Below are 16,371 nucleotides of genomic sequence, written 5' to 3' on the forward strand. Positions count from 1 at the left end.
GTACCGGCATGGGGTGCAGGCACGCTAAGCACACGAAGCACCGCCCGTTTGCCGCTACTTTACGCCGCTTCCAAAGCCCATTCCACATGCTCGCGCACGACGGCGGAAGCGTCATCCACACGCATTCTCAGCGCCTGCACGATCGCCTCGCGCGCCGGCCCGCTCAAACTGTCCGACGGCGCACGCAGCGCGTTACCCATGCCCACGGCGAGATTGCGCAACCAGCTCTCGTAACCGATGCGGCGAATCGCGCTGCCCTGCATGCGCGTATCGAACTCGTCCGCGCTCCACGCGAACAATTCGACCAGCGACGCGCGATCGAGCCCATGCCGCACGTCGAAGTCCGCGACCGGCGCGGCCTGCGCAAATTTGTTCCATGGACACACGAGCTGGCAATCGTCGCAGCCATACACACGATTGCCGATCAGCGGCCGCAATTCCAGGGGAATACTGCCCTTCAGTTCGATCGTGAGATAGGAGATGCACAGGCGCGCATCGACCTTGTAAGGCGCGACGATCGCCCCGGTCGGACACGCGCCGATACAGCGCGTGCAGCTTCCGCAATGCGAGCCCGGGGTTTCGGGTGCGAGTTCAGGCACAGTCTCGGCATCGGTCGGCAACGGCACATCGACATAAATCTCGCCGAGGAAAAACAGCGAACCCGCGTCACGTTGCAGCAGCAGCGTATGCTTGCCGCGCCAGCCGATGCCGGCTTTCTGCGCCAGTTCTACTTCGAGCACCGGCGCCGAATCGGTAAATACGCGGTAGCCGAATGCGCCGATCTCGGCTTCGATTTTCTCGGCCAGATGTTGCAAACGGTTACGCATCACCTTGTGATAATCGCGGCCGCGCGCATAGATGGATACGACCGCCGCCGACGGGTCCGCGAGCCGCGCATGCTCGGCTGCGCGCCAGTCCCGCGTGAGCGTGCCGTCCCGCAAAGCGCTTTCGTGCGCCTTTCCGCTCAATGTCTGCGCGGGCAAATAAGCGATGCGTGCCGTAATCACACGTCGCGTGCCGGCCACAAGCTCGGCCGGCCGCGCGCGTTTCATGCCGTGTTTCGCCATATAATCCATCTCGCCGTGGCAACCCGCTTCCAGCCAGGCTGCAAGCGGCGCTTCGGCAGCGGAGAGATCGGTATCGCTAATGCCGACCGCTCCGAAACCCAGTTCACGGCCCCACGTTTTGATGTTCAGCGCGAGCGCCTTCAGCGCCGCTTCATCGAAACAACGCTCGGCACGCGCATCGTCGTCAGACGCAGGCGTGCGGGAAACAGGGGACTCCGGACTTCGGTTCATCACGCCATTTTACGAGAATGCCTGCCAATCCCGATCTCGCGATCCAACCGCCCGCCAGCGCCCTGCTCGAACGCACCTTTGCGCTCGCGGACGAAGCCGCCACCATGGCCTTCGGCGAGCGCTTCGCGCAGGCGATCGAAAGCGTGCGCGAAGCCGCGCAACGCACGCCGGGCGCGGACGGCGACAAGGCGTTCTACGGACTGCAAGTCCAACTCGTCGGCGACCTCGGCGCCGGCAAAACCACCCTCGTGCGCGCAACCTTGCGCGGCCTCGGCCACAGCGGCCGCGTGCGCAGTCCCACTTACACACTCGTCGAACCCTACGTGCTAGAGCGGCCCGCTGGGGAACTCACGCTCTATCACTTCGATCTGTATAGATTCACCGATCCGGCCGAATGGGCCGACGCGGGCTTTCGCGAGTACTTCGACAGCGGCGCGATCTGCCTCGTCGAATGGCCGCAGCGTGCGGGGCGCCTTCTTGGCGTGCCGGATCTTGTCTTCTCGCTCGACCTCGACAATGAGAACGAGAACGAAAGCGACGGCCGTGTGCTCGTCGCACGGGCATACAGCGAATCAGGAAAGGCATGTCTCGAAAGATGTTGATCAAACCGTTCCGCTCGATCGAATCGGCGGCTACCGCAACGCATAACTGGCGGCGCCGGCAGATTCTCCGCGCGGGCGCGTCCACGCTCATGCTCGGCCTCGTCGCGCCGCGTCTTGCGTGGGCGAGTTCGGTGCTCGGCGTGCGGGTCTGGCCGGCGCGCGACTACACGCGCGTGACGATCGAATCCGATCAGCCGCTGCAGAACGCCCAGCAGTTGCTGCAAGGACCGGACCGGCTGGTGGTCGACCTGAGCGGCCTCGATCTGGATCAGTCGTTGAAAGACCTCGTCTCGAAGATCACGCCGAACGATCCGCAGATCTCGTCGGTGCGAGTCGGGCAATATCAGCCGCACGTGGTGCGCATGGTGTTCGATCTGAAGGGCTCGGTGAAGCCGCAGGTGTTCACGCTGCCGCCGGTCGGCGCGTACAAGTACCGGCTGGTGTTCGACCTGTATCCGGCGGTCGCGCCCGATCCGTTGATGGATCTGCTCGCGCAGACGGAACGCAAGCAGCAGACCTTCAACGAAGAGAACGGCGCGCCGCCGCCCGCCACGCTGAGCGGTCCGGGCACCACCCCGCCCACCGCCGACAACAGTGAGGCCTTCTTCGAGCGCTACGCGCAAAACGGCGGCAGCGGTAGCGGTTCCGCTCCGGGCGTGCCGCGTCCGCCGGTGCGTGTCGCCCCGACACCTGTGCCGCCGATGCTCGGCAAGCCGGCCACGCCTGCTGCGCCGGCGGCGCCGCCCACGGCCATCGCTCGCAACAAAGGCAACAGCGCCAGCACGCTGGGCGCGGACGACGCCGGCAGCGACGATACCTACGCCTTCACCAATCCCAAGTCCGGCAAGAGCAACACGGTGCGTCTGTTGACCGTCGCGATCGATCCGGGCCACGGCGGCGAAGACCCAGGTGCGATCGGTGGCTCGGGCACGTATGAGAAGCACGTCGCGCTCGACATCGCGAAGAAGCTGCGCGCGAAGATCGACGCGCAACCGAACATGCGCGCCATGATGACACGCGACGCCGACTTCTTCGTGCCGCTGAACGTGCGCGTGCAGAAGGCGCGGCGCGTCGGCGCGGACCTGTTCGTGTCGATTCATGCGGATGCGTTCACCACGCCCGACGCGAAGGGTTCGTCGGTGTTCGCGCTGTCCGAGCATGGCGCCTCGAGCGCCGCCGCGCGCTGGATGGCGAACAAGGAGAACTCGTCGGATCAGATTGGCGGCATCAACATCAAGTCCGCCGACGCGACCGTGAACCGCGCGCTGTTCGATATGTCGACCACCGCGCAGATTCGCGACTCGATGCGTTACGGCAACTTCGTGCTGAAGGAGATCGGCGGCATCAACAAGCTGCACAAGGGCTCGGTCGAACAGGCGGGGTTCGCGGTGCTGAAGGCGCCGGATATTCCATCGATCCTCGTGGAAACCGCCTTCATCAGCAACCCGGACGAAGAGCGCCGCCTAAATGACGACGCGTATCGCGAGAAAATGGCCGACGCGATCATGACCGGCATCAAGCGTTATTTTGCGGCGAATCCACCGCTCGCGAAGAACCGCATGACGTGAAGCTCGCGTGTGCAATGCGCACGATGCGATGGAAAACGGCCGCACGAAGCGGCCGTTTTTTCGTCCTGGTTCAGGCCAGCCGGCCGCTCAGCGCGTGAGCGAAAACCGCTGCACGGCCCAGCCGCCGAACACGTTCACGGCCAATCCCGCCAGCACCAGCAAAGCGCCCGCGATCTGCGCCGCGGACAGATGCTCGTCGAGAAACAGCGACGCCGACGCGAGACCGACAATCGGCACCAGCAGCGAAAACGGCGCGACCTGGCTCGCCGGATAGCGTGACAGCAGACGGCTCCACAAGCCATAGCCGATCAGCGTGGCGATAAACGCGAGATACACGATCGCGAAGATCGATGTCGCGCTGATGCCGGATAGCGCCGCGACGATCCGCTGCGGCCCCTCCAGCGCGTACGACAGCGCGAAAAACGGCAGCGGCGGAATGAGGCTGCCCCACACCACGAGTCCGACCAGGTCCACCTGGCCGACCTTCTTCGTGACGATGTTGCCGAGCGCCCACGAACACGCGGCGCACAAGGTCAGGACAAAGCCGGCCAGCGTCATGGCGCTGCCGCCTTGCACACCGATCACGGCGAGACCGCCGGCGGCGATCAGCAAACCCACCACATTCGGCAAACGGAGCCGCTCGTGCAGGAACAGCGCGGCGAAAATCAGCGTGAAAAACGCCTGCGCCTGCAACACCAGCGAGGCCAGTCCGGCCGGCATGCCGACGTACATGGCCGAGAACAGGAACGCGAACTGGCCGAACGAAATCGTCGCGCCGTACGCAATCAGCGAGCGCCACGGCAGGTTGGGCCGTTTGATGAAAAACACCGCCGGCACGGCGGCGAGCGCGAAGCGCAGCGCGCCGAGCAGCATGGGCGGCACGCCATGCAGACCCACCTTGATTACGACGAAATTGACGCCCCACGCGATGACCACGACCATCGCAAGCAGCAAATCCCTCGGCGACATGCCGGACTCCAGTTGATTGTTCGATCTGGGAGTTTAGCGGAGCCGGCGGCGCCCGGCGCCGCCCCGCGCTACAGATTCCCGGAGCGCTGACATGCCGCCGAGACGTCGTCGTTGCGCTCACCGCAGTAGAATCGTCTATTAAACACTCCCCCCACCCTTCCCACCGAGCCTGCCCATGTCCTCCTCGATCAAAGCAGTCCTCAAGCCGCATCTGCGCGACGTCGGCAGTCTGACCGTGCGGCGTGTGCTGCCGGCCATGGCGGCGCGCCTGATCGGCCCGTTCATCTTCTTCGATCACATGGGCCCGGCCACCCTGGAACCGTGCGTGGGCCTCGACGTGCGGCCGCATCCGCATATCGGCCTCGCCACCGTGACCTATCTGTTCGAAGGCGCGATCATGCACCGCGACAGCCTCGGCTCGGCGCAAAAAATCGTCCCCGGCGACGTCAACTGGATGACGGCCGGGCGCGGCATCGTCCACTCCGAGCGCACACCGGACGAGGACCGCGCGAGCGGCCAAACCATGCACGGCATTCAGACGTGGGTCGCGCTGCCGCTCGACGATGAAGAGATCGAACCGTCGTTCGCGCATCACGCCGCCGACACGCTGCCGGTGGTCGAGCGCAACGGCGTCACGCTGCGAGTGATCGCCGGCACGGCATTCGGCGCAACCTCGCCGGTCGAGACGTTTTCCGGCACGCTGTATGTGGCCGGCGAATTCGCACCGGGCGGCGCCTTCGCGCTCGAACCGGAACACGAGGAACGCGGCGTCTATCTCGTCGACGGCGATCTGGAAATCGACGGCACGTCGCTCGAAGTCGGCCAGATGGCGGTGCTCGCGCTCGACGAAACGGTGACGCTGGCGAGCACCCACGGCGCGCGCGTCATGCTGCTCGGCGGTGAAAAGCTCGACGGCGAGCGCTTTATCGAGTGGAATTTCGTCGCCAGTTCGCGTGAGAAAATCGAAGCCGCGAAGCGGGCGTGGACCAGTCAGGAAATGGGCAAGGTGCCGGGCGAAACCGAATGGATTCCTCTGCCCGAGCGCAAGTGAGGCACGCAAAAAAGCCACGCGGGTGAGCAAGGCAAGCAAGCACCGCAAGTAAGCGCAAGCGGTTCGGGCAGCATTGAATCCCCGATGCTCGGCCCCAAATAGTCAACAGACCGTTTTATCGACGAGGACGCAATGGACACCACTCTGGCCACTTTCGAACAGGACGTCATCACGGCGTCGACACTGGCCCCCGTGCTGGTCGATTTCTGGGCGCCCTGGTGCGGCCCGTGCAAGACCCTCGGCCCGATGCTCGAAAAGCTCGAAGCCGAAGCCGCCGGCAAATGGAAGCTCGTGAAGGTGAACGTAGACGAGAACCAGGAACTGGCCGCGCACTTCCAGGTGCGCAGCATTCCGCACGTCATGGCTTTCGCCGACGGGCGACCGGTCGATCAGTTCGTCGGCGTGCTGCCGGAAGGCCAGTTGCGCGAGTTTATCGAGCGGCTCGTGCCGCAAGGCGCGGACGCGGCGCGTCTCGAAGCGCAAACCGCGCTGGCCGAAGGCCGCCGCGAAGATGCGTACGACGCGCTGCAGGCCGCCCTCGCCTACGATCCGGGTTTCGACGAAGCGCGCATGGACCGCATCGAAATGCTGCTCGAAGACAACCGTCTCGACGAAGCGCGCAACGAAGTCGATCTGCTGTCGCCGAAAACGACGCAAGGTATCGACGCGCGTTTCAACGCGATCAAGACGCGTCTCGACGCCGTGGACGCCGCCGCGGATCTGCCGCCCACCGATGCGCTGGAAGCCAAGGTCGCGGCCGACCCGGCCGATCTCGAAGCGCGTTTCGATCTGGCTAGCGCGTTTATCGCGCGCCGCAAATACGCGGAAGCGCTCGAACATTTGCTGGCGATCGTGCAACGCGACCGTACGTTCCGCGACGATATCGGCCGCAGGACGATGCTGTCGGTGTTCGACCTGGCGGCGCATCAGCCGGAGCTGGTATCGCAATGGCGGCGCAAGCTCAGCGCTTCGCTGTTCTGATCTGATTGGCTCAATCGATATTCAGGCGCGGCGCCACCAGCCGCGCCGGAATGCGCCGTGACACTCGTCGCGGCGTGAATCACCTCAAACGGTAGCCTGCTTCGCCAACGCCCGCAGCACATGCGCGGCGGCCGCAAATCCGAAGCTCGCCGTCACGCACACGCTCGAGCCGAATCCCGCGCAGTTCAAACCGACCGGCCCCGTATGGCCCGGCGACGTGGTGACGTGCTCGGCCTCCTCGTCGATATCGCAGACGGCGGCTTCCGGGTAGATCAACGGTTCGTCGGAATACACCGCGCTTACCTTGAACTTCGCTTTCGGCCCACGCGGGAAACCGTGCTGTTTGCGCAGTTGTCCGCGCACTTTCGACAGCAACGGATCCTGTATCGTCAGCGCGAGATCGTCGATGCGAATGCGTGTCGGATCGAGCTGACCGCCCGCGCCGCCGACCGTGATCAACGGTTGCTTCTTCTCCACGCACCATGCAATCAACGCGGTCTTGGTACGCACGCTGTCGATCGCATCGATCACGTAGTCGAAGCCGACACCGAGCGTCGCGTCAAAGTTGTCCGGCTCGACGAAGTCCTCGATCAGGCGCACGTCGCAAAACGGATTGATCGCCGCGATGCGTTCGGCCATGGCCTCGACCTTCGGTTTTCCGTAGTTGCCGTCGAGCGCGTGGATCTGCCGGTTAGTGTTGCTCTCGGCGACGTTGTCGAGATCGATCAGCGTCAGCGTGCCGACCGCGCTGCGCGCCAGCGCTTCCGCCACCCACGACCCCACTCCGCCAATGCCGATCACCGCGACGTGCGCGCCTTCGAACGCGGCGAGCGCCGGCGCGCCGTACAAACGCGCGATGCCGCCAAAGCGCCGCTCACGGTCAGCGGTTTCTTTCCCGTCGAGGCTGGTAGTAAGATCGGTTTGCGCAGTGGTGCTGGACATGATGGCAGGGCTCGGTGGTCGGGCAAAAACACGAAGTGGCAACGCAAAGGCGTACGCAACCCCGTATTTTGCCTGAAGGCGTCGAAGTGCATCGCCGCGAAAAGCGCGGCACGGGAGCCACATACGCCGGCACGCATGCACGCGCCGCGCGGGACCTTGATGTGGTTGCGGGCAAAAAATTAGCGGCTTAGCTATACTGATTGAACTGTAGCGTTCGCATAAGAACATGACCTCACTCGCCGAACTTCGAAAAAACTATTCGCTGGGTTCTTTGGACGTTGCCGATGTAGACCGTAACCCGTTTCGTCAATTCGATACGTGGTTTCAACAAGCGGTCGACGCCAAACTGCCCGAACCGAATACCATGACGCTGGCCACGGTCGACTCGCGCGGCCGGCCGTCGGCGCGTATCGTCCTGATCAAGGGCGTCGACGAACGGGGTTTCGTGTTCTTCACCAATTACGAAAGCCGTAAAGGCCGAGAACTGGCCGCCAATCCTTACGCCAGCCTGCTGTTCTACTGGATCGAACTCGAACGCCAGGTGCGCGTGGAAGGCCACATCGTCAAAACCAGCGCGGAAGAAAGCGACGCGTATTTCGCGTCGCGCCCGCTCGGTTCACGCATCGGTGCGTGGGCATCGAATCAGAGTCAGCCAATTGAAAGCCGCTCGCAGCTGGAAACACGCGAACGCGAAATCAGTTTGCAATATGGCGACCAACCACCGCGCCCACCGCATTGGGGCGGTTATCGTTTGGTGCCCGAAGCAATCGAATTCTGGCAGGGCCGGCCGTCGCGTCTTCACGACCGCTTGCTCTATACGCGTTCAGGCGAACACAGCGACTGGCAAATCTCCCGCCTATCGCCTTGAATCGAAATACAACGCCGCCACCACGTTGCCAACGCAGCAGCGCGCGGCGGCCGGATGGCAACTCGCGGCATGGGAGTCGCGCTGCACGGGGCTGCGATCCACACAGGCTTTGCTCTAATTCAACGGACACGGAGAGATCACATGTTCTGGGAGAAGAAGCTGGCGCAGTGGGTGGAAGAGGTAAAAACGAGAGCTAACGTTCCCGCACGCCTCGTGCTGTGGGACGGCCAGCAACACGACTTCGGGCAGTTCGCCGCGCCTCAGGTCACGCTACACGTCAAAAGCGCCACGGCGCTGCCCTATCTGCTCGAACCGAGCCTCGACAATCTCGGCGAGGCGTATGTGAAGGGCAAGATCGACATCGAAGGCAAGCTGTCGGACATCATCAATATCGGCTACCAGCTGGCGCGCAATACCGTGACCAGCGCGGGCAAGCTGGCGCGTGTGCGACGCTACTTCAATCATTCGAAGGCGTCGGACAAGAAGGCGATCCAGTATCACTACGACGTCTCGAACGAGTTCTACAAGCTGTGGCTCGACGAGAACATGGTGTACTCGTGCGCGTACTTCGAGAACGGCGACGAAGACCTCGCCACCGCGCAGATCAAGAAAATCGACCACATCCTCACCAAGATCCAGTTGCAACCGGGGCAGCGCCTGCTCGATATCGGCTGCGGCTGGGGCGCGCTCGTTCTGCGTGCGGCGCAGAAGTTCGGCGCGCAGTGTGTGGGCGTGACGCTTTCGCAGAACCAGTTCGACCTCGCCACGGCGCGCGTGAAAGCGGCGGGCCTGGAAGGCCAGATCGAGATTCGTCTGCAGGATTACCGCGACATCGAAGGTCAATTCGATCGCATCACGAGCGTCGGCATGTTCGAGCACGTGGGCCGCAAGAATCTGCCGGGCTACTTCGAGAAAATGCACGACCTGCTGGTGGACGACGGCATCGCCATGAATCACGGCATTACGTCGAGCGATTCGGAAAGTGGCGAGACCGCGCTCGGCGGCGGTGAATTCATCGACCGTTATGTGTTTCCGGACGGGGAGCTGCCGCACATCAGTCTCGCGCTCGAATCGATGCAGCGCGGCGGGCTCGAAGCGGTTGACGTCGAAAGCCTGCGCCGTCACTATGCGCACACGCTGGACATCTGGGCGGAAAATTTCGAAGCGCATGCGGAGGAAGCCCGCAAGCTCGTCGACGACGAAAAATTCCGCATCTGGCGCGTGTACCTCGCCGGTTGCGCCTACGCGTTTGAAAACGACGACGTCTCGATTTACCAGGTGGTGTGCCGCAAAGCCGGCCGCAGCGCGAAAACCCTGCCGTGGTCGCGCCGCTATATGTACGACAAACCGCTGTGATAGGGTTGCGCCGCGGCGCCGTGCATGAGCGGGCGACGTGGCGCAAACCTTTGAACAGCAGGTCGAACACCGATGGACCCACGCGGCACAAGCGAAGTTGAACAGCCGGTCGACGGCGAAAACGGCGCCGACGGCGAAGCCCTACAGTTCGACCTGTTCGGGATGCCGGTGGACGCGGCAGCGGCGAAGGGCGATGGCGAGGTGAAGGTATCGCGTGGGACGGCCGGCTCAGATGCGGACGTTCTGCAAAAGGTAGAACGGCCAACTCCGCCCGCTGACACAGCCACCGCAGCGCAGCCCGAGCGCCGGCGTCAACCGCGCGCGACAAAGGCCGCAAGCCTCGGCTCCTTGTGGCAGGAAGACGAAGCGGCGGCGCCTGATGCCGCCATCACCGCGCCAGAGGCCAACACCACCACGTTAGACGCGAACGCCCCCAAAAAACGCCGCACTCGCGAAATCATTGCCGCCCCGCCCTCGCCCGAACTCCTCGCGCTTGCAGCGCAACTACCGCCGCAAGTCCATCTCGGCACCTCGACGTGGTCGTTTCCGGGCTGGAACGGCATCGTCTACGGCGACGAATACAGCAACAGCAAGCTCTCGCGCGAAGGTCTCACGGCTTACGGCGCGCATCCGCTGCTGAAGACGGTCAGCATCGACCGGTCGTTTTATCAGGCGCTCACGGTCACCGAGTATTTGCGTTACGCGCAGCAAGTGCCCAAGCACTTCCGCTTCATCGTCAAAGCGCCGATGACGATCACCGATGCCACAGTGCGCGCCGAACGCGGCGAGCCGGTCTCGATGAATCCGTGCTTTCTGAACGCGCAAATGGCGATCGACGATTTCGTCACGCCTTGCCTCGCAGGGCTCGGCGCCAAGGCCGGCGCGCTGGTGTTCCAGCTTTCGCCGCTGCCGGATCAGATGCTCGCGCAGCCGGCGGTGTTCATCGAACGGCTGGCCGAATTTTTGAGCGCGCTGCCGAAGCTGCCGGACAGCGCCTGCTACGCGATCGAAATCCGTGATGGGAGTCTGCTCACGCCGCGCTTCATCCGTACGCTCAAAGCGGCGGGCGTGCGATATTGCGTCGGGATTCACGCGCGCATGCCCGACCCGCTGCGCCAGGCCGCGGCGCTCGCGTTGCTGGATGGTGAGCCGGCCGGGCCGCTGATCGTGCGCTGGAGCCTGCACGGCGGCTTCAAATACGAGCAGGCGAAGGCCAAGTACGAGCCGTTCAACCAGTTGGTCGATGAGGATCCGGCGACCCGCGCGTCACTCGCCGAACTGGCCGCGCGCTACGCGCTGGCAGGCCAGCCGGTGGTGATCGCGATCAACAATAAGGCGGAAGGCTCGGCGCCGCTCAGTTGTGTGGAGCTGGCGCGAGCGATCATCGAAGCGTATGCACGGCTCGCTCATGAGCATGAGCATGAGCATGAGCAAGACGACCATGAGCCATCGCCGTCTGAAGAGAACGAGCAGCCGCCCGACTCCGACGCCTGAGTCACGCGCAAGCAGCCGCTCATGCCGTTAGCTCGCCCTGATCCGGTGAGCAAACTTCTGACGAAACTTCGCGACCTTCGGCGCCACCACGAACGAGCAATACCCCTGATCCGGGTGCTGCGCAAAATAGTTCTGGTGATAGGCTTCGGCAGGCCAATAATTACCGTCGAGCGGTAGCACTTGCGTGACGATCTGGCCGTCGTAAAGGCGTTGTTCGCCGATCTCGCGAATGGCCTGCAACGCCGTTTCCCGCTGCGCGTCGGAATGCGTGAAGACCACCGAGCGATATTGCGTGCCCACGTCATTGCCCTGCCGGTTCAACTGCGTCGGATCGTGGATCGCAAAGAAGATATCGAGAATCTCGCGATAGCTGATCTTCGCCGGATCGAAGTCGACTTTGACGACTTCAGCGTGGCCGGTTTCGCCGTCGCACACCTGCTCATAAGTTGGACGCTGCGTCTTGCCACCCGCGTAGCCCGACTCCACTGCGTTCACGCCGTCGACGCCAAGGTACACCGCTTCGAGGCACCAGAAACACCCGCCACCCAGGGTGGCGACTTCGCCTGTCTGACTCATGCTGCTTGCTCCTTGAAACACATAGTCGGCCGCTGCCGTTCCACTGTTCGACGCAACGCTCATGCCACTATCCGAGCCTTCCAGCTTAGCGGCTTTTTCATTCACCGGCGGGGGTCGCGGCCGATCCCCCACGATTGCAGTTAAAATTGGGATAAATCGACGATTTTCACTATGACTTTCGAATCATTTGTTTCCAGCCGCACGCGAGATGGGTTCGGCCCGGCGCTCCCCCAGTTTGCGCCAGGGACCAGCGCCCGATGAAGCGCGCCAGCCCGCCCAACTTCGACCAGAACGCCTTCAAACAGGCGCTCAGCCAATTTGCCACCGGCGTCACCGTTATTACAACGCGAGCGGCGTCCGGCCAGTTGATCGGCATCACGGCCAGCTCATTTAATTCGGTTTCGCTCAATCCGCCACTGGTGTTGTGGAGTCTGGCCACGCGCTCGGCGTCGATGCCGGTGTTCCGCGCCAACAGCCACTACGTGGTCAATGTGCTGGCTTCGTCGCAACTCGATCTGTGCAAGCGTTTCGCGACCGTGAAGGGCGATCGCTTCGAAGGCGTGTCGCACGCGGAAGGCGACACCGGCATGCCGGTGCTCGACGGCGCGCTCGCCTGGTTCGAATGCCATAACCGCAGCCGCTACGAAGAAGGCGACCACGTGATTTTTGTCGGCGAAGTGGAGCGCTGCGGCGTGCACGAGAATGCCGCGGAGATGTCCCCGCTGGTGTTTCAGAACGGCTCATTTCACGGACTCGCCCCGCTTTGAACGCTGAACCGGGTCGCGAGGCGGCGCGAACGGTTCGGGCGGTCTGGCAATGACAGGCGGCGCGCGGCGCTCACCGCGAGAATAAAAAAATCGCTGCGCCCCACGACGCGCCGTTGCCTAGTCACTCACTCAGCGATCGTTATGCGCGGCGCTATGTCCGCCGGTTTTCTTCACCAGCGAAACCGGCACGCCTGAATCTTCCTTGAGCGTCTGCAGCACGATATTCGAACGAATATCCATCACACCCGGCGCCTTGTAGAGACGCTGCAGCACGAAGTCCGAATAATGTTTGAGGTTGTGCGCGAGGACTCGCAGCAGATAGTGGGTCTCGCCGGTCACGACGAACGCGCCGACCACTTCCGGCCAGTCGCGCACCGCTTCCGCAAAGCGTTCGTGCCAGTTCTCCTGGTCGTTGCGCATGGACACCTGCACGAACGCTTCCAGTTCGAAACCCAGCACTTCGCGATTGAGACATGCGCGGTAATGTTCGATGACACCCTGCTCTTCGAGCAGGCGCAGGCGTCGTAGACAGGCTGACGGCGAGAGCGAAATGCGCTCCGCGAGGTCGAGATTGCTGATCCGTCCTTCTTGCTGAAGCACCGTCAAGATACGGCAATCGGTGGCGTCGAGCGAGATCGCGTTCATATTCGGTCTCCCTTTCCCGTTTGAATCAAATTATGTTCCAAGACACGGCGCAGAAGGAGATTTTTTCGCAATCACATTTCGCGGCAGGCCACCTATCATTCCCGGATAGACACAAACCGCCGATGCGACTATGCCAACACTTTGGGACATCACCCCCGCCCTCGATACCGCCACGCCCGTCTGGCCCGGCGACACGCCGGTGGGCATCGAGCGCGTGTGGCGCATGGAGGCGGGCTCGCCCGTCAACGTCGCGCGGCTGACGCTGTCGCCGCACACCGGCGCGCACACCGACGCGCCGCTGCACTACGACGCCGAAGGCGCCGCAATTGGCCAAGTCCCCCTCGACGCCTACCTCGGCCGATGCCGCGTGATTCATTGCATCGGCGCATCGCCTGTTGTGACGCCACAACACCTGGCCGGCTCGCTCGACGACCTGCCGTCGCGAGTCTTACTGCGCACTTACAGAATCGCGCCCACTACCGCGTGGGACAGCGCGTTCTGCGCGGTCGCGCCGGACACCATCGATCTGCTGGCGGCGCGCGGCGTGAAGCTGATCGGCATCGACACGCCATCGCTCGACCCGCAGGAATCGAAGACGATGGATGCTCACCACCGGATCCGCGCGCATCGCATGGCAATTCTCGAAGGCATCGTGCTCGACGACGTGCCGCCCGGCGACTACGAATTGATTGCGCTGCCGCTCAAGCTGACCACGCTCGATGCGAGTCCGGTGCGCGCGGTTCTGCGCGCGCTGCCCGAATCGGCGCCCGAGCCTCGGCCCGCCTCCCATTGAACGAACATCCCTGATCTGACTGACGGAATCACCATGAACCACCGTGACGAAGCACTGGCGCTCGACAGCGCCGACCCCCTGGCGACGCTGCGCGACCAGTTCGCGCTTTCGCCGACCACCATCTATCTGGACGGCAATTCGCTGGGCGTGCCGCCCGCGGCCGCCGCGCAGCGCGCGCAGACCGTGATCGGCGCGGAATGGGGCGAAGGCCTGATTCGTAGCTGGAACACCGCCGGCTGGTTCGAGCTGCCGCGCCGCCTCGGTAACAAGCTTGCGCCGTTGATCGGCGCGGCCGAAAACGAAGTGGTCGTCACCGATACGATTTCGATCAATCTGTTCAAGCTGCTGTCGGCGGCCGTGCGCGTAGCGAATGCGCGCGATCCCAAGCGTCGCGTGATCGTTTCCGAGCGCTCGAATTTCCCGACGGATCTGTACATCGCGCAAGGTTTGATCGAGCAGCTCGATCGCGGTTATGAACTGCGCCTCGTCGACGATCCTTCCGAACTGCCTGCCGCGATCGGCGACGATACCGCCATCGCGATGATCACGCACGTGAACTACCGCACCGGCTACATGCATGACATGGCCGCGCTCACCAGGCTGATCCACGATAAAGGCGCGCTCGCACTGTGGGACCTGGCGCATTCGGCGGGCGCGGTGCCGGTCGATCTGAACGGCGTCGGCGCGGACTATGCGGTGGGCTGCACGTATAAGTATCTGAACGGCGGGCCGGGTTCGCCCGCGTTCGTGTGGGTGCCCAAGCGTCATCAAAATGAATTTGCGCAGCCGCTGTCAGGATGGTGGGGACATCGCGCGCCGTTCAAGATGGATCCGGCGTATCAGCCGGATGATGGCATCGGCCGATTTTTGTGCGGCACGCAGCCGATGGTGTCGATGTCGCTCGTCGAATGCGGGCTCGATGTGTTTTTGCAAACCAATATGCAGGCGGTACGCAAGAAGTCGCTGGCGTTGACCGATCTGTTCATCGAACTGGTCGAGGCACGTTGCAGCGAATTTCCGTTGAAGCTCGTCACGCCACGTGAGCATGCGCAGCGCGGCTCGCATGCGAGCTTCGAGCATCCGCGGGGTTATGAGGTGATGCAGGCGCTGATCGCGCGTGGGGTGATTGGCGATTATCGTGAGCCGCATGTGCTGCGGTTTGGTTTTACGCCGTTGTACACGCGTTTTGTCGATGTGTGGGACGCGGTAGAAACGCTGCGCGAGGTGCTCGTGAAGGAAACCTGGCGCGCACCTGAATTCGCCGCACGCGGCGCAGTGACCTGAGGAGCGCGCAATGACCGATCACATGCAAACACCGGGGCTGCCTGAAGAGAAACCGGCGCAGGGATGTCCGTTCGGGCATGGGGCAGTTGCTTCTAACGTGGCTTCCCCGGCCGCCGATTCAGGCGATGGCTGGCATGATGCGCAGCTCGACTTTTCGGACTCGATGAGCTACGGCGATTATCTGTCGTTGGGGACGGTGCTGGATGCGCAGCATCCGCTATCGCCGGATCACAATGAGATGCTGTTCATCATTCAGCATCAGACGAGCGAGTTGTGGATGAAGCTTGCTTTGTATGAGTTACGGGCGGCGCTGCAGGCCGTGCGTCGGGATGAGTTGCCGCCGGCCTTCAAGATGCTCGCGCGCGTGTCGCGGATCATGGAGCAGCTCGTGCAGGCCTGGAGTGTTCTCGCGACTATGACGCCGTCTGAGTACACGGCGATGCGGCCTTATTTGGGGAGTTCTTCCGGGTTTCAGTCTTATCAGTATCGGCAGATTGAGTTTTTGCTCGGGAATAAGAATGAGCAGATGCTGAAGCCGCATGCGCATCGGGCTGATGTTTTGGCGGAGGTTAAGAGTTCGTTGGAAGCGCCTTCTTTTTATGACGAGGTTGTTCGGTTGCTCGCTCGGCGCGGGTTTGCTATTTCAGCTTCCCGGCTGGAGCGGGATTGGACTCAGCCTACTGTGCATGATGCTTCTGTTGAAGCGGCATGGTTGGAGGTTTATCGGAATCCTTCTCAACATTGGGAGTTGTATGAGATGGCCGAGGAACTTGTTGATCTTGAAGATGCCTTTCGGCAGTGGCGGTTTAGGCATGTGACTACTGTTGAACGGATTATTGGGTTTAAGCAAGGGACTGGGGGGACTAGTGGGGCTACTTATCTTCGGAAGATGCTGGATGTGGTTTTGTTTCCGGAGCTTTGGCATGTGAGGACTGTGTTGTAGTGGTTTTTTTTGCGCGTGGCGCCTGGTTTTTTCTGTGATCCTGGGGGTTTTGGCCTTTCCTTGGTTTGTTCGTGGTCTATTAGCGTTGCCCCTGTGCGGGGCGGCACCTACTTCTCTTTGCCGCCGCAAAGAGAAGTAGGCAAGAGAAAGCGGCTCACACCGCTAATTCTTAAGCGGGGCCCCCGCACAGTTGCGGTAGTGGTGCATCTGGAATCTGTGTTCTCGCACATTCCA

The 16,371-nt window shown here is 62.8% G+C and carries 16 protein-coding genes; 11 read left to right on the top strand and 5 right to left on the bottom strand.

Annotated elements, in window-relative coordinates:
• Nucleotides 1-59 precede the first annotated feature (59 nt).
• Nucleotides 60-1,298 (bottom strand): tRNA epoxyqueuosine(34) reductase QueG, encoded by a 1,239-nt coding sequence (queG, locus tag B0G80_RS12350; RefSeq protein ID WP_116118177.1) that lies wholly within the window; start codon nt 1,296-1,298, stop codon nt 60-62.
• A gap of 17 nt (nt 1,299-1,315) precedes the next feature.
• Between queG and tsaE the strand changes: the two genes are divergently transcribed.
• Nucleotides 1,316-1,900 carry a tRNA (adenosine(37)-N6)-threonylcarbamoyltransferase complex ATPase subunit type 1 TsaE gene (gene tsaE, locus B0G80_RS12355; protein ID WP_116118178.1) on the top strand — a complete coding sequence of 195 codons (585 nt, stop codon included), beginning with the start codon at nt 1,316-1,318 and terminating at the stop codon, nt 1,898-1,900.
• Nucleotides 1,882-3,468 (top strand): N-acetylmuramoyl-L-alanine amidase, encoded by a 1,587-nt coding sequence (locus tag B0G80_RS12360; protein ID WP_116118179.1) that lies wholly within the window; start codon nt 1,882-1,884, stop codon nt 3,466-3,468. Before tsaE ends, B0G80_RS12360 begins: the two co-directional genes overlap by 19 nt.
• An 87-nt stretch (nt 3,469-3,555) precedes the next feature.
• Here the strand turns inward: B0G80_RS12360 and B0G80_RS12365 are convergent, their stop codons facing one another.
• Nucleotides 3,556-4,437: an EamA family transporter gene (locus B0G80_RS12365; protein ID WP_116118180.1), complete on the bottom strand. Its 882-nt coding sequence runs from the start codon at nt 4,435-4,437 to the stop codon at nt 3,556-3,558.
• Between the two features lie 175 nt (nt 4,438-4,612).
• Between B0G80_RS12365 and B0G80_RS12370 the strand changes: the two genes are divergently transcribed.
• Nucleotides 4,613-5,488 carry a pirin family protein gene (locus B0G80_RS12370; protein WP_116118181.1) on the top strand — a complete coding sequence of 292 codons (876 nt, stop codon included), beginning with the start codon at nt 4,613-4,615 and terminating at the stop codon, nt 5,486-5,488.
• Between the two features lie 132 nt (nt 5,489-5,620).
• Nucleotides 5,621-6,469, top strand: a complete 849-nt coding sequence (gene trxA / locus B0G80_RS12375; RefSeq protein WP_116118182.1) for a thioredoxin — start codon at nt 5,621-5,623, stop codon at nt 6,467-6,469.
• Nucleotides 6,470-6,553: 84 nt separating this feature from the next.
• On the opposite strand, the gene tcdA is transcribed toward trxA, so the two are convergent.
• A complete protein-coding gene (gene tcdA / locus B0G80_RS12380) occupies nt 6,554-7,411 on the bottom strand; it encodes a tRNA cyclic N6-threonylcarbamoyladenosine(37) synthase TcdA (protein ID WP_116118183.1) in 858 nt (285 codons plus the stop codon).
• A gap of 226 nt (nt 7,412-7,637) precedes the next feature.
• Between tcdA and pdxH the strand changes: the two genes are divergently transcribed.
• From pdxH to B0G80_RS12395, 3 genes are all read left to right on the top strand, one after another.
• On the top strand, nt 7,638-8,279 hold the full coding sequence (pdxH, locus tag B0G80_RS12385) for a pyridoxamine 5'-phosphate oxidase (RefSeq protein WP_106286312.1): 642 nt from the start codon (nt 7,638-7,640) through the stop codon (nt 8,277-8,279).
• 141 nt (nt 8,280-8,420) lie between these two features.
• Nucleotides 8,421-9,635: a cyclopropane-fatty-acyl-phospholipid synthase family protein gene (locus B0G80_RS12390; protein WP_116118184.1), complete on the top strand. Its 1,215-nt coding sequence runs from the start codon at nt 8,421-8,423 to the stop codon at nt 9,633-9,635.
• 72 nt (nt 9,636-9,707) lie between these two features.
• Complete coding sequence (locus tag B0G80_RS12395; protein ID WP_116118185.1) at nt 9,708-11,129, top strand: DUF72 domain-containing protein; 1,422 nt, start codon at nt 9,708-9,710, stop codon at nt 11,127-11,129.
• Between the two features lie 27 nt (nt 11,130-11,156).
• Here B0G80_RS12395 and msrA read toward each other — a convergent pair whose 3' ends face one another.
• The gene (msrA, locus tag B0G80_RS12400; RefSeq protein WP_116118186.1) at nt 11,157-11,705 is read right to left on the bottom strand and encodes a peptide-methionine (S)-S-oxide reductase MsrA; all 549 of its coding nucleotides are present in this window, start codon (nt 11,703-11,705) and stop codon (nt 11,157-11,159) included.
• A gap of 257 nt (nt 11,706-11,962) precedes the next feature.
• On the opposite strand from msrA, the gene B0G80_RS12405 reads away from it, so the two are divergent.
• Nucleotides 11,963-12,472, top strand: a complete 510-nt coding sequence (locus B0G80_RS12405; protein WP_116118187.1) for a flavin reductase family protein — start codon at nt 11,963-11,965, stop codon at nt 12,470-12,472.
• Between the two features lie 129 nt (nt 12,473-12,601).
• Here B0G80_RS12405 and B0G80_RS12410 read toward each other — a convergent pair whose 3' ends face one another.
• Entirely contained in the window at nt 12,602-13,117 is a 516-nt protein-coding gene (locus B0G80_RS12410) for an Lrp/AsnC family transcriptional regulator (RefSeq protein ID WP_012434188.1), read from the bottom strand.
• A gap of 130 nt (nt 13,118-13,247) precedes the next feature.
• Here B0G80_RS12410 and kynB point away from each other — a divergent pair, with 130 nt between their 5' ends.
• The 3 genes from kynB to kynA are packed head-to-tail and all read left to right on the top strand — an operon-like array spanning nt 13,248 to nt 16,137.
• Nucleotides 13,248-13,910 (top strand): arylformamidase, encoded by a 663-nt coding sequence (kynB, locus tag B0G80_RS12415; protein WP_116118188.1) that lies wholly within the window; start codon nt 13,248-13,250, stop codon nt 13,908-13,910.
• A gap of 33 nt (nt 13,911-13,943) precedes the next feature.
• A complete protein-coding gene (gene kynU, locus B0G80_RS12420; RefSeq protein WP_116118189.1) occupies nt 13,944-15,194 on the top strand; it encodes a kynureninase in 1,251 nt (416 codons plus the stop codon).
• A gap of 10 nt (nt 15,195-15,204) precedes the next feature.
• Nucleotides 15,205-16,137, top strand: a complete 933-nt coding sequence (gene kynA, locus B0G80_RS12425) for a tryptophan 2,3-dioxygenase (protein WP_116118190.1) — start codon at nt 15,205-15,207, stop codon at nt 16,135-16,137.
• Nucleotides 16,138-16,371: the final 234 nt, after the last annotated feature.

Origin of the sequence: Paraburkholderia sp. BL6669N2, assembly GCF_003387275.1 — a bacterium.
Taxonomy (GTDB): domain Bacteria; phylum Pseudomonadota; class Gammaproteobacteria; order Burkholderiales; family Burkholderiaceae; genus Paraburkholderia.